Below are 12,667 nucleotides of genomic sequence, written 5' to 3'. Positions count from 1 at the left end.
TCCCAGCCGTTGCGGGCGGCATTGGCCAGGATGTCGGCATAGAGGCGCATGCTCGTGATTTTCACATCCGATTCCAGCACCTGCCTGCATCCTCTTGCGAACGACGGCGACTGGGCGGCGGAAAAACTCAAGATCGTGCATGCCAGCATTATCGAAACAGGACGCATGGAAACCTCCCCCTGATTGCCGCTTTTTGCGGCAAACGACCTTGCAATTTGTGCGCCTGCGACGGGAACGGGCAGATGCAGTATTCGGCCTCCTGCATTTGTAGTATTCTGTCCTGGGACGGGTTCCACCATGACGGTCAATGACGCTTCGAAAGCGCAGACGCTCGATGCCTTGTCGGGTCGCGAGCGCGCGGTCGCGGAAAAATTCGCAACCGGCATGACTTATCGAGAAATCGGCAATGCACTTTTCATTGCCCCGACCACTGTTCGCACCCACCTTGCGGCCATCTACGAAAAACTTGGCGTGCATACCAAGATCGGGCTCGCGGCGCATTTTGCCGGCGCTTCCGGCGCTCGGCCGGACGCGCTGTCACCCCATCAAAGCGGAAAACCGCGGCTGGCGGTGATGCGGTTGAGGGTCAGTTCGGCAAAACAAAGACCGACGCGGATGCATTGACGCGCGCGTTGACCGCAGAGCTCGGCCGCTTCTCCCAGATCGGAATCGTCTCAGCGGCCACAATGTTCGCGCTCGCGAAGCGGCAGCTCACTGTCAAGGAAATCGGCAAGACCACGGGAGCCGACTATGTCCTGGAAGTCGCGGTCCATCGCCAGGACAAGGCCACGCACGCCTTCGCGCATCTCGTGGACGCCCAGGAGGAAGTCGAGGTCTGGAGCGCAAGATACGATCTCGCCCAGACGTCATCGCATGACGAATTGACAGGCGTGATCAGCGGGAACCTGTTCCAGGTGTTGATGAAGCATGCGGCAGGCCCGCCTGCCATCGAGGAAGCAGTTCAGCGCGACAAGCTCTATCTGAAGGCATTTTACCACGTCGAACGGCCGACGGCGAAAGGCATGGTCGTAGCGCGGCGTCTCTGTGAAAGGCTCCTCGCCGCCGAGCCAGACCATGCCTTGATAAGAGAGACCCTTGCCTGGGTCGATTTCCACTCCTGCTTCAACGGATGGTCCAGTGAACCCATCCAGGCCTTTCGCCGGGCTGGTGATGGGGCGCGGGCCGGACTTCGTTGCGATGACCGGGAAGCATGTCTGCACAGTGCTCTCGGATTGGCCGAGACTTATCTTGGAAACTTGCAGACAGGCCTTGGCTGCCTGCGGCGGGCCGTCGCACTCAATCCGAACGATGCAGAGTGCAGTACCTGGCTGGGAATCGGGCTGACTTACGCCGGAGATCTCGAAGGTGCACAGGCAGCTTTCGCGCGGGCCACCCTTCTCAGTCCGGATTATCATCCGATCTTTCTGTTCAGGGGCGATGCCGAATACGCCGCGGGGAACTATGACGCCGCGACTGCCTCGTTTGATCGATTTCTGATGGTCCTGCCTGAATACCACTGGGCACGGCTCCTGCGGGCTGCATCATACGTCGGGATAGGCGATCTCAAGTCTGCGCGGAGAGACGTGTCGTTCGTCTCGCGCGAGTCGCCCACGTTGACCGGCAAGCATGTCGATCAATTGCAGCAGGCGCGCAGTCCGGAGTTCAGGAATAAACTGTTGTCACGCCTCAGCGCCGCAGGACTGCCGTGGAAGTGACTCATCGAGGATGACATTTTGGACTCGCTCTGGTCTTTCGACGCTCGCCTCGGCATGCTGAGCGGCCGATGGGAGCGTTGCCTCGACTGCGTTATTTCCATTCATTCCCGGAGGCCCCAGCGACGCGCACAAGCGGCATTGTCGTGTCTTCCGCTTGCCTTGTCCTTGTGATGTTTTGTTTGCCGCGACGTTAGTCGGACAACCTTGTCTAGGCGAACTTGGTTTCGGTTCAACGGGTCGATCTTCAACGATGTCCTCGGTGCGGGCGAACCGCGCGGGTACTTTCGGCGAGCCTAAGGCGTCGACGCTTATGGAAAGTAGTTGTTGCCCAGAGCGTAGTCCCGTAGAAAATCAAGCCGAAGAAAAGGCCGAGGGGAACCCCGCCTACTGTCATCGGCTTCACGAGCGGTTCCCATAAATGCACGACATCTACTGTTCGTAGCAGATCCCCGAAATGGAGAGGTGCAAGCGATCCTGGATTTCTGCCGTCGAGAATGAGCCTACCAACGGCGAGGGTCGCGGCCCAGATGAAAGGAAATGTGATCGGATTCCCAATCGCGGTACCCAATGCCGAGGCAGCCAGATTGCCTCTGATAAACAGCGCAACAGTAGCGGCTATGATGAAATGGAAGCCCACGAACGGCAAGAACGATGCGAATACACCGGCGGCCACCCCTGCGGCAACCGCATGCGGCGCGGCGGTCAGGCGGAGGATTCGTTTTGTAAAATAGCGAGCCGACCGCCGAAATGATCGTGTTGGCCAAAAGAGACCCCCTGACCTTGCTCCAAACGGTCGCCTGGTTTCTCCTTTTGAAGAGCATTTTTCGCTCGCGACGTTTGCGTCACTTCGGTCGAAGGCAGCCCGGAATATGCCAGAGCGGAACCAGTTTAGTAACCTTAGGCCCGTGTCATCAACGCAGGCGGTGCACATTCGAATCTGCGCTTCACTACCGAGGAGATTGCCGTTCAGCGCATCGATCGGCAAAGCCGAGGCTTTCGGGTGGAGTCATCCCCTAAAATGAGCGCGTCGCCTGGACACCGCGAGGTGCCTCGAACAGGCTGACGACCTAGATCGTAGCCAAAGTCGGGGCCTGACGCGCCCTCACCCGTTCAGCCTTGAGCAGTCTCCTCGAGGATGTTGTCGATTTTCATCGCGATCCCTCCGCTGCATCGGTTCTGACAGTGCCCTGTTGGGTTTGAATGACGCCGTCGAGTAGACCAGACCGCTGAGGCAGGTAGTCCGACAAATTCACGAATTGCATCGGCATTGAGTTGAGCATCCTCTTTATCGGAGCCCGGAACGCCCAGCCCGCGCCCGTTCGCATAACCAACATCGTGCTGCAGATGTCTACGCCGGATGCGCGATCAACGTTGGTGTCAACGGTCACGTCGACAATATCTGAAAGCGGCGCTTCGGCAGGCTTCAACTTCCAAAAGAGAAGCTTGCTTTGCATCCGCGCTTTTCCAATCTCCTTGCTTAAGCTCAGGGTCGTAGAACCAGACTTCAACACGAGCCGTTCGGGTGTGTGTTCATTGATTGGCATCTTCACACTCACGTTCACGCTTTGCAAAAATCCCAGATTGTATTCTGGCACTAGTTTTGGTCGCGAAAATCTCCAATCCGGCTCTCTCCGGTCGCTCGATGCGGCGCTGCCGGCCGCGCGCTACAAGCATTTCCGGAAGAGCAAGGGCACATCACCAATGGGTACCTGCGCCTCGTCCGACTGCAGAAAAGTATACCACGAAAATCTAGTGACGAAGGCCCCGGCAAAGTCAGGAAATAGCGCAGCGCCGAGTATTGCCGGTGCTACGCCGAACGCCGTCTGCAACCTCTTTGGCGGTGGCGATAATTGCTGCCGATGCGAATGAAGGAGTTTCTGCTTGTGTGCGGCCGGCCGCCGCCGACGGTTCTGCGTGGTGGATCGCCTTGCGGCAGCTACGGCCGTCGCCGGACTTGAGCCGCACGACCCGGCGTCCCGCTTTTGCCAGACTCACCAGCTGACCAGGGCGCGTCTGTATAATGGAGAGGCGGAGCCCCCTGACGGGATTGCCACGATGAAGGGCGAAAGGTGTTCAAATGTCTCGTGGATCGAGCCAATAGGCGACAATGGCGGTCGCCAATCGCCTTCAGTCCACTAATAGCACGTGCCCGTCCCGGAAATTCCGATGCATTCCTAAGGGATTCTACTGAGAAGCTGCTTGAGAGCGTAAGGAGGTCAGGGCGCAGAATTCTTCGTTGCAAAATTGATGCGCAGGCTATTTCGATGCCGAGAATATCTCGGCCGATCCACTCGGCGCCTATGTGAGCAAAGCCATGGGCGACAGCCGAACAGGACCAGGTTGCGCCGGTGATGAAACTGTAGCAGACCGAAGCATCATGCCCGAAAGCGTCCCTCACGATTATTCTATCCTGCGCGACGCCGTCGTCTTCCTTATGGCTTCTATCTTGGTTGTGCCCTTGGTGCGCAGGCTCGGCATTGAAGCGGTCATCGGTTACTTGATCGCGGGCCTTGTTATCGGACCGTATGGTTTTGGACTGGTGGGCGAGGTTGAGGGAACGCACCGCCTCGCCGAGCTCGGCATTGTGTTCATGCTATTTGCGATCGGGCTGGAGCTGTCGTTCGACCGCCTTCGCACCATGGCGCTATATGTGTTCGGACTTGGCGTGGCACAGGTTGCCGTCACGGGTGCTGTCATCGGAGCGGGGGTACTAGCGTTCGGAGGCACCATCGGACAGGCGGCGATAATCGGCGGCGCCCTCGCTCTTTCGTCAACGGCTTTCGTGTTGCGCCTGCTGTCGGAGCGCGGCGAGCTGTCCAGTCATCTCGGGCGGGCAGTTCTTTCCGTTCTGCTCTTGCAGGATCTCGCGCTCGTTCCCGGCTTGGCGGTTGTCACAGCGCTGGGCCAAGAGCCTGAAGAACTGGCTTGGACGCTCGCCGAGGCGGGCCTCAAGGCCACCGTGGCGCTAGTCATCTTGCTTGCCGCCGGGCGTCTGCTGCTTCGACCGCTTTACCGCGTTATCGCCGGCACGGGGAACGCGGAGCTTTTCGTTGCAGCTACCCTGCTGGTGGTGCTCGGCACGGCTTGGGGTACCGCACTGGCCGGTCTCCCTATGGCCCTTGGCGCCTTCTTAGCCGGTCTCATGCTTGCCGGCACCGAGTACCGCCACCAGATCGAAGCCGATATCCGGCCTGTCAGAGGCGTCTTGTTGGGCTTGTTTTTCATCTCGATCGGCATGCTGGTCGACGTCGGCGTCGTCTTGCCTCAGTTCCACTGGATACTGTTGGTCGCCGTTGCACTCATAGCCGTGAAGGCGTTGCTAATCCTCGGCCTATGTAGGGCATTCGGGTTGCCGCTGCCACTCGCAGCAAGCGCTGGCCTGCACCTTGCCCAAGGCGGCGAGTTGGCTTTTGTGCTGTTCAGCCTCGCGATGGGCGCCCAGGCGCTATCGGTCGAGACCGGTCAGTTCCTGCTTGCCGTCGTCGCCGTCAGCATGGCTACCACGCCACTTCTGGCCCGGGCCGGTCGAGCAGTCCAGAGCCAGCTTGAGCGACGGGGGCTACCCAGCAGAACTCAGTTGCAGGCAGAGACCGAAGCTTGCTCGGGCCATGTTGTCATTGCCGGGTTCGGGCGGGTCGGCCAGGTGATCGGTAAATTGCTCGACGAGCGTGGATACAGGTGGGTTGCAGTCGACCTCGACGCCAAAAATGTCGAGCGGTCCCGGAAAGAACGTCTACCGGTCTTTTTTGGCGACGCTTCTCAGGAGGAGATGGTGGCCGCAGCGAGAATCGACAGCGCAAAGGCCATGGTGGTCACTCTGGACGACCCCGAGGCAGCCAAATCGGTTCTTGCGGCGCTGAGACGCAAACTGCCCGACCTCCCAGTGGTTGTGCGGGCGCGTCACCACGTGCATGTGCAAGAGCTGCTTGAGAAAGGCGCGACAACCGTGATGCCCGAAACGACGGAATCCAGCCTTCTCCTGGGTGCAGCTGTCCTTCAAGAACTCGGGGACAGCAAAACGGATGTGGATGCGGCCGTCAGGACCGTCCGCAAGCGTTCTTACCCCACGTCCCCAAGCGGCTCCGACCTTCCCTGAGTCTGAGTGCTTGGCATTTACCGCCTCGCGGTGATCTGTACCTGCTCCATGCAATGGCAGGCAGCACAAGCGACTCCACATGCCGAAAACCCGGTTTTTACCGCCTCCGCCGCCGGGCGACATAGATGATGGCAGCGCCAGAGCCGTCGAATTCGACGGCGAGCACCTGGGTGGGCAGTATTTGCCGCGAATCGATAGCGTGGAAGAGCATCGCGTTACCTTCGAGCTCCTTCCGAAGCTGCGAAATCTCGGCTCGATATTCCTCGACCTTGGCGTCGAGTTCCAGCGGGATGCCTCCTTGGCTTGCTCCCGCGTCGGCTAGCAAGACGATGTCGACCTTGCTCAGATTGGACACTTTCCTGATTGTGCCGATGTTTTCGCTGGTCTTCTCGATCGCGGCAACGATCTTGCCGATATGAATCTCGGCCGATGCCTCGCCCACCATCACCTCCGAACCGATGATTTTGCCGATCGCCTCCTGGCTGTCGATTCCTTGCGCATTGAGCTGTATGATCGAACCAGTCGCAGCGATGAAACCTCCCACGACCGCGGCAAAAAACCGTTTGGATTCCTCAGTCATCCTAGTGATAGCTATATCTCCCGCGGTTGCTGGCTTTAACCGGATCACGGCAATGCGCCTGATGCCCCTATTTTCGCTCACCGTTTTTAAACAACGAGCCGGTGCGTTCGAGCATGTCCGACATAGTACGGGCGAAAGCGTCGGTTTTTGGGGAGCTCTGGATCAATGATGAAGGCAGCGGCCGCAGAGAAGCACGCAAGCGCATCGGCACGCGTTCTGCCGTGCCGCCCCACCGCTCCTTGGTCAGACGCAAATGATCTGGCCTTCAGCGAGTTAACGATGGCGAGTACCTCATCGGGGTGTGTTTGTTTGCTGGCATCCGCCGACTCCGGGGGCGCAGTGGGTGGCCACCGCCCAACACGAGCCGTTCCAATTCCCGGCCACTCGGAGCGCGTCTCGGCCACGGCGGGGCCGCTCCATATTGTTCAAGCCTATTTCCAATGGAGAGGCCGCTTGGCCCACATACAGAGTTCTTCCTCACTTGTAATGCCTGCAAGAAAGTAGCCTATGATCCGTGAAGCACGAAGTTCACGTGCGTGCTCGTCCTCTCCCGCCACTCCCGTCATTTCGAACACTCGCCCGAGCATTTCGAGCTCGGCGGGCTCGAGGATGAACCCTGCCTCTTCTATTGCCCTAGGTGACGGCACCAGTCGTTCCTTTATCTTGCATTCTCGTGCCCGAAGCCGTGCCGGTAGCGATATAGACCTGGTTTGAGCTTGCGCTACAGAGCGGCTTCCCATCGAAATCGCCAGAGCGCTTAATCAGCGAAAGCCCAGCCGCCCAAAGGCGGGGTACTGCCTCCTGCACAAGGATCACGCGCAGGCCGCGCAAGGGCCGGGTGGCACGATCCGGTCATACACCGACGGAATCTGGTATATCGAAGATGCAGCCATGACTCTGATCGGGCTTTCGAAGTTAAGCAAAACCCAGGTCCAGGTCACAATCAACTGAAAACGAGAGCTCCTCCTGACTTTGTGTTCGGAGTGCACCAGCGAGGACAAGGCAAAACCCACACATCGCGCTCAATACTATGCAAGCAACTCTGCGCCCGGCACCCTATTTCACGTCACGAGTTGTACACGCAACTGCGCTAAGGCGCGAATGCCAAGGCGCTTGCGCCACTCGATCTTCTGCGCCTCGATGGCGAGGCGCATAGCCGGAAAGCGGGAGAGGATTCGTTCGAACCCGATCGCGGCCTCCGCCCGAGCGAGTTGGAAACCGAGGCAGAAATGCACGCCTGTGCCGAAGGAGAGGTGCGGGTTTGGGTGGCGCGTGATGTCGAAACGGTGTGGATCCTCAAACTTGGCGGGATCGCTGTTTGCCGCCGCCAGGAATCCGGCGAACATCTCGCCGCGGCGGAATTGCCGTCCCTGCCAGACCATGTCGCGGGTCGCGAAGCGCGGCTTGGTCATTTGCACTGGCGATACATAGCGCAGGCACTCCTCGACGCAGGTGGGCATCAGGCTAGGGTCGCTTTGCAGCCTGCGGCGTTGGTCCTCGTGAGACAACAATGCAAAGAGCCCGCCGGAGATCAAATGAGTCGTGGTTTCCTGCCCCGCGCCGAAGAGCAGAAAGATCATCGAGACGAGTTCATCCTCGCTGAGCTTCTGCCCATCGGTTTCAGCATCGCGCAGCGCCACGATCAATCCATCGGGCAGCGCTCCGCCTCCCTGCCGTGACACGCGGCGAAGATGGCGGACTGCACGGATCACACCGGGAATGGCGCGGAGCACGGCGCCGATATTGGCGGTGTCCTTCAGCCCACCCAGCCAGCTCTTGAATCGATCGTGTTCCTGCTCCGGCAGGCCGAGCATCGCACAGATGACCGAAAGCGGAAGATCGCGACAGAACTCGGTCATGAGATCGACCTCGGGCCTTCCCTCCATCTTGTCGAGAAGCCGATCGGCTATTTGCGTGATCATCGGCTTCATGGCCTCAACGGTTCGGCGCTGGAACGCCTGGTCGAAGAGGCCACGCAGGCGACGGTGCTCCGGGTCGTCATGGCCGAGCATATTCAGCGCCAGAAGACTGAGCGACCTCGGCAGAACTCTCAGTATCCGCGCCTGTGTCCTGCTCCCCGCGTTGGCAGGGTCGCGCGCGAAGCTCTCGTGGTCCTTCAACAAGGTTGCGCAGGCGTCGTGCGTCACGGCGAGCCAGGTGCGGCCGACAATCGGCAGCCTCATGGGGACGACTGGTCCTTCGGCGCGCATGCGGTCGAGTGTGAGGAAGGGGTTTGCGTGGAAGCCCGGCGATAAGATGTCGAAATCGCGCGTCTCGACCATACCCTCACTCCAATGTCGTCAGTCCTTCACAAGGCGCTGCGCTTCGCCGGTTAACCCGCCTCGGCCTTCGAACGCACCGGAACGCTAGCATAAAAGACGACCGGGGGGGTCGACTGGTCCGAAACGGATGAAATCATATCAACTGGCGTTCCTTGCTGCTCGAGCTGCATAAATCTGGTTGGGACTGGAGCCGGTGAATGGGCGGCCGTTGAAGTCACCGTATCGGGCGGCGAGTTCCAGACCTGCCAAGGCAAGGCGCAGCGGCATCTCCTGCGGAAAATAGGCGCGCAGGCGCATCGCGCGACAGGTGGTATTTTTCGCCCCAACGCTTCGAAGCGCCATCTCAAGATTTGGACCTGCTGGACCGGGTCATAGGAAATCAATTCCTTGCTGCCCGAGACATATGAGCGATCAGGCTCGGTTTCGCTCCGTTCAGCTGTATGGCCGCATTGCGCAAGATCGCGCACGTTTGGATTCACGACATCGAAGGCCAACAATCCCCCCGGGACGAGATGTCTGGCAATCCTGCTTAGGCATTCAACGATGTCTTCGTTAGCTGTCATGTGAGCCAACGAATTGCAGGAGACGATCACCAAGGCGAAATACCTGCCAAGATCGAACCTGCACATATCGCCGAGCACAAATTCCACTTTGGCGCGCTTCGCCTCAGCCTTGGCGCGAGCAGCGCTTAGCATGGGATACGAAGCATCAAGCCCGACCACCTCGTGGCCGTCTAGCGCCAGCGGTATCGTTAGTCGGCCAGTACCGCAGGCAAGTTCCAAGATCGGGCCGCCGGTGGAACATGCGAGCTTGCGGTAGAATGATGCGCACGGGCCGGGCTTAACCACCGCATCGTACAATGATGGCAGGTCGTAGAGCGTCGCGCAGTGTTCTCGGCTCATTCCAAACTTCCGGTGACGATTCGGCGGAAGGGAAGAAAAAACAGGTCCAGAGCTCACTCAAGCGCTTTCGTGAGTTGCACCTGGAATTGCGGACATGCCGGCTGCACGTGACGTGCCAAGATCGACATTGCAGTTGATAATCTTTTGGCGGCCATCTTGAACGATCGGCGACAGCGTCGGATTGTCGGACCGCGCCAAGATATTTTACGTGATCTGATCATGTTCCAAACCAAAAAGGGTAAATTCAATGGCCACACGTCCAATTTCCCTGCGAACAGAAAGCCACACGAAAGAGGGTTGGCCTGAGAAGATTGGCACTGTCATTGGCGCTTCAGCCAGTGTCCTCATCACCGCCATGATAATCTGGCCGATACTGCGTCATATTTTTTCTTGAAGGGGAGCACCACCTGCCTTCTGGCCGTAGATGAGGCCCGGCGTTTGGTGCAATCCTGCTAGTTTATTTCTTCCGGTTGCGGGGTCGGGCCTCGGCTGCGCATGCCCGGGGACAGTGAACAAATATCGTGGGTTGAACCGGTCCGCCAACCGTGGAAAAGAGCGCGGATGCTAAATCAACCCCGCTTTCGTCCCCCCTCAATTGCCCGGTCCTTCTTTAGCAATGAAGCCGCGGGTGGCCTGACGCTAATGTGTGTCGCCGCTTTGGCCTTGCTGATTGCGAACTCCCCACTCGCTCCCGTCTATTTCGATGTGCTGCGCCGATATGTTTTTGGGCTGTCGGTTTTGCACTGGGTCAATGACGCACTGATGGCCGTCTTCTTCCTTCTGGTGGGCCTCGAAATCAAACGCGAGCTCCTGGACGGGCAATTGGCGACATGGTCGCGGCGCGCACTGCCGGGGATAGCCGCACTTGGCGGCATGATCGTGCCGGCAATGATCTTCGTCGCGATCAACTGGAACGAGCCGCTGAACCTCAGGGGCTGGGCCATTCCTTCTGCGACGGACATTGCCTTCGCGCTTGGGGTCCTCGCGCTCCTCGGTCCGCGTGTTCCAGTTTCGCTGAAGATATTCCTCACGGCACTAGCGATTCTGGATGACTTGGGAGCAGTCGCGATCATCGCGCTCTTCTACACCGCCGAACTCTCGCCACTGATGCTGGGGCTTGCGGCCGCGACGTTGTTGGCTCTGGCGGCCCTGAACCGGTACGGCGTGAAGCACCTCGCGCCGTACCTAATCCTTGGCACCGCGCTCTGGTTTTTCATGCTGCAGTCAGGCGTTCACGCGACGATCGCAGGAGTCGCACTGGCGCTAACAATCCCGTTGAATGTCTCGTCCGGAGATAGCCCGGAATCACCGCTTCACCGACTTGAACACGCCCTCAGCCCGTGGGTGGCATTTCTCATTGTTCCGATTTTCGGGTTTGCCAATGCAGGGGTTTCCTTCGCCGGGGTCACTCCCGCCGCGTTGCTCGATCCGGCGCCACTGGGTATTGCACTCGGACTCTTTGTCGGCAAACAGGTCGGCGTTTTCGGCTTCGCCCGGTTGGCCATTCGGTTAGATCTGGCGGACATGCCACGCCGTGCTTCCTGGGCGCAACTCTACGGAGTGGCGGTGCTGTGCGGAATAGGCTTCACGATGAGCCTCTTTGTGGGGCTCCTTGCCTATCCGGGCTCTGCACTCCTTCAGGACCAAACGAAGATTGGTGTGCTTTTGGGATCGACGCTTGCGGGCATCGTCGGATGGTTGGTTCTTCGCGTGGCGAAGGCGAAGCTTCCAAAGGCATCTTAACACGTCGCACGTCAGGAGCCATTTTCGACGTCTCGCGTGACCTGTTGATCTAGAACAAAAATAGGATCACAGTAACCCATTGGGAGCGTCCGTGGGAGGACCCGCCGTGGGCATCGCCAGTGGGCTGCAAGACCGCCACGGCCAAGCAGCTTCTGGAATGGAATCTCCAGAATGCGCGATGTGGCGACGCTGTGTCGGTCAAATTGGCGATCGAGATGATCCGTCGCGTTGCCCCCAGCTTACAGACACGGACGAACAACTGAGTGCGGATGTCGTAGAAGCGGCGACAGGCCTTGGGCTATTCGTCGCCTTTGATGGTCGCGAGTAGGAAGTGCTCTGGTTCTCCCCTCCGGTCTACGTGAAAACGGAAACAGCAGGCGTGCGCTATGGCGTCACCCACGTTGAGGGTGCTGCGGACGAGCTTGTCACTTGGACCAAGCGCGGCCCTAAATGGAGACATGCGGTCGAGCTCTGCCTGGAAGGATTGCAAGGCAGAGTGCCTCCGGTTGCGGTCCGTGACGCCTTCGAAGCAGCTGCCAGAGAAGAAGGTATGCTCCTTCCTGAGTAACCGTCTCCGGCGCAATCCTGAGGCTGGTTCTGTGACTGCTTTGGGTGGTGGTTTGCGGACCTTTGCTATGTGTCGCTCCGCTTTGCTTTAACTTTAAGGCCGAACATGGCGGCTAACCCGGAAATGCTGACGGTCAAGGGCCAGGGCCAAAATACGCCCCACGCTGTCGACGAACGTGCCAGGCACCGGCGGACGTTCATCTGGATCGAACGCAAGTCAACGACGGCAGACTGGCCCCCTCCCGTTGCAACAGGCAAAAAGTCAAAACGCGAGGCCAAACGCCGGGTAGACTCCGGCGAGCGAGATAAGTCCCGTGGCCAATGACGATCGCGCCGCCTCGATCTCGGTCTCTTGGGGTTCTACGTCGCCGACTCTTTCGACGGACAACTTTGCCCTCGATAACGAGAATGACGACGGCAGGAACTTGGAAGAGCGCTGAGGAGCTTGGGATGTGATTGAGACGATCGCGTTGCGTATCGCAGGCCACGACGTCGCTGCTGTAGCCATGCAGCACCGTCATCTGCCGCCTCAGCAGCGCCGCATCAATTGCCCTGCGCCGGGAGGTGAAGGCAACGGCACTCACGAAAAATCCGACGACAAAAAGCAGTAAATTGACTCTAGGCTCATCCGATTTGATAGCCAGGGGAACGGAACGTGACCATTTTATTAAATTAGCAATGATGCATATAACTGCCTATGGTAGAAGTAGCCGGCGACCGTCCCGCAGACGCCCCGCCGGTTAGGCCCAGCGGCCACCCACCCAAACTCCAACTGGCTGCTG

General features: G+C 59.1%; 11 protein-coding genes. 6 read left to right on the top strand and 5 right to left on the bottom strand.

Annotated features, from left to right (window positions below; translation table 11 throughout):
* The first annotated feature begins 183 nt into the window (after nucleotides 1-183).
* A complete protein-coding gene (locus M727_RS0124475; RefSeq protein WP_156941605.1) occupies nucleotides 184-624 on the top strand; it encodes a helix-turn-helix transcriptional regulator in 441 nt (146 codons plus the stop codon).
* Nucleotides 621-1,715, top strand: a complete 1,095-nt coding sequence (locus tag M727_RS0124470; RefSeq protein WP_027154869.1) for a hypothetical protein — start codon at nucleotides 621-623, stop codon at nucleotides 1,713-1,715. Before M727_RS0124475 ends, M727_RS0124470 begins: the two co-directional genes overlap by 4 nt.
* A gap of 244 nt (nucleotides 1,716-1,959) precedes the next feature.
* Here M727_RS0124470 and M727_RS40380 read toward each other — a convergent pair whose 3' ends face one another.
* Together M727_RS40380 and M727_RS0124465 are read right to left on the bottom strand one after the other, a co-directional pair.
* On the bottom strand, nucleotides 1,960-2,646 hold the full coding sequence (locus M727_RS40380; protein ID WP_084646867.1) for a DUF2062 domain-containing protein: 687 nt from the start codon (nucleotides 2,644-2,646) through the stop codon (nucleotides 1,960-1,962).
* A gap of 217 nt (nucleotides 2,647-2,863) precedes the next feature.
* Complete coding sequence (locus M727_RS0124465; protein ID WP_156941603.1) at nucleotides 2,864-3,259, bottom strand: hypothetical protein; 396 nt, start codon at nucleotides 3,257-3,259, stop codon at nucleotides 2,864-2,866.
* Nucleotides 3,260-4,092: 833 nt separating this feature from the next.
* On the opposite strand from M727_RS0124465, the gene M727_RS0124460 reads away from it, so the two are divergent.
* The gene (locus M727_RS0124460) at nucleotides 4,093-5,811 is read left to right on the top strand and encodes a monovalent cation:proton antiporter-2 (CPA2) family protein (RefSeq protein WP_036263193.1); all 1,719 of its coding nucleotides are present in this window, start codon (nucleotides 4,093-4,095) and stop codon (nucleotides 5,809-5,811) included.
* A gap of 97 nt (nucleotides 5,812-5,908) precedes the next feature.
* Here the strand turns inward: M727_RS0124460 and M727_RS0124455 are convergent, their stop codons facing one another.
* The 3 genes from M727_RS0124455 to M727_RS39220 all read right to left on the bottom strand — a co-directional run bounded on the left by M727_RS0124455 (nucleotide 5,909) and on the right by M727_RS39220 (nucleotide 9,575).
* Nucleotides 5,909-6,391 (bottom strand): hypothetical protein, encoded by a 483-nt coding sequence (locus M727_RS0124455; protein WP_051505701.1) that lies wholly within the window; start codon nucleotides 6,389-6,391, stop codon nucleotides 5,909-5,911.
* A gap of 1,061 nt (nucleotides 6,392-7,452) precedes the next feature.
* Complete coding sequence (locus M727_RS0124445) at nucleotides 7,453-8,673, bottom strand: cytochrome P450 (RefSeq protein WP_027154864.1); 1,221 nt, start codon at nucleotides 8,671-8,673, stop codon at nucleotides 7,453-7,455.
* A 50-nt stretch (nucleotides 8,674-8,723) separates the two neighbouring features.
* Nucleotides 8,724-9,575 (bottom strand): class I SAM-dependent methyltransferase, encoded by an 852-nt coding sequence (locus M727_RS39220; protein ID WP_027154863.1) that lies wholly within the window; start codon nucleotides 9,573-9,575, stop codon nucleotides 8,724-8,726.
* Nucleotides 9,576-10,136: 561 nt separating this feature from the next.
* On the opposite strand from M727_RS39220, the gene nhaA reads away from it, so the two are divergent.
* The 3 genes from nhaA to M727_RS41715 all read left to right on the top strand — a co-directional run bounded on the left by nhaA (nucleotide 10,137) and on the right by M727_RS41715 (nucleotide 12,496).
* The gene (nhaA, locus tag M727_RS37195; protein WP_036263200.1) at nucleotides 10,137-11,318 is read left to right on the top strand and encodes a Na+/H+ antiporter NhaA; all 1,182 of its coding nucleotides are present in this window, start codon (nucleotides 10,137-10,139) and stop codon (nucleotides 11,316-11,318) included.
* 331 nt (nucleotides 11,319-11,649) lie between these two features.
* Nucleotides 11,650-11,886 carry a DUF982 domain-containing protein gene (locus M727_RS40370; protein ID WP_084646863.1) on the top strand — a complete coding sequence of 79 codons (237 nt, stop codon included), beginning with the start codon at nucleotides 11,650-11,652 and terminating at the stop codon, nucleotides 11,884-11,886.
* Nucleotides 11,887-12,337: 451 nt separating this feature from the next.
* The gene (locus M727_RS41715; RefSeq protein ID WP_156941602.1) at nucleotides 12,338-12,496 is read left to right on the top strand and encodes a hypothetical protein; all 159 of its coding nucleotides are present in this window, start codon (nucleotides 12,338-12,340) and stop codon (nucleotides 12,494-12,496) included.
* Nucleotides 12,497-12,667: the final 171 nt, after the last annotated feature.

Source organism: Mesorhizobium sp. WSM2561, from assembly GCF_000513915.1.
In the GTDB taxonomy this organism is placed as follows: domain Bacteria; phylum Pseudomonadota; class Alphaproteobacteria; order Rhizobiales; family Rhizobiaceae; genus Mesorhizobium; species Mesorhizobium muleiense.
The sequence above is the reverse complement of the archived record's forward strand: the minus strand, read 5'-3'. Positions and strand labels throughout refer to the sequence as shown.

Bases quoted from the DNA above. Each gene is read 5' to 3' on its own strand.
- M727_RS40380 (WP_084646867.1), bottom strand. From the start codon at position 2,646: ATGTGCACCGCCTGCGTTGATGACACGGGCCTAAGGTTACTAAACTGG.
- M727_RS0124465 (WP_156941603.1), bottom strand. From the start codon at position 3,259: ATGCCAATCAATGAACACACACCCGAACGGCTCGTGTTGAAGTCTGGT.
- M727_RS0124460 (WP_036263193.1), top strand. From the start codon at position 4,093: ATGCCCGAAAGCGTCCCTCACGATTATTCTATCCTGCGCGACGCCGTC.
- M727_RS0124455 (WP_051505701.1), bottom strand. From the start codon at position 6,391: ATGACTGAGGAATCCAAACGGTTTTTTGCCGCGGTCGTGGGAGGTTTC.
- M727_RS0124445 (WP_027154864.1), bottom strand. From the start codon at position 8,673: ATGGTCGAGACGCGCGATTTCGACATCTTATCGCCGGGCTTCCACGCA.
- M727_RS39220 (WP_027154863.1), bottom strand. From the start codon at position 9,575: ATGAGCCGAGAACACTGCGCGACGCTCTACGACCTGCCATCATTGTAC.
- nhaA (WP_036263200.1), top strand. From the start codon at position 10,137: ATGCTAAATCAACCCCGCTTTCGTCCCCCCTCAATTGCCCGGTCCTTC.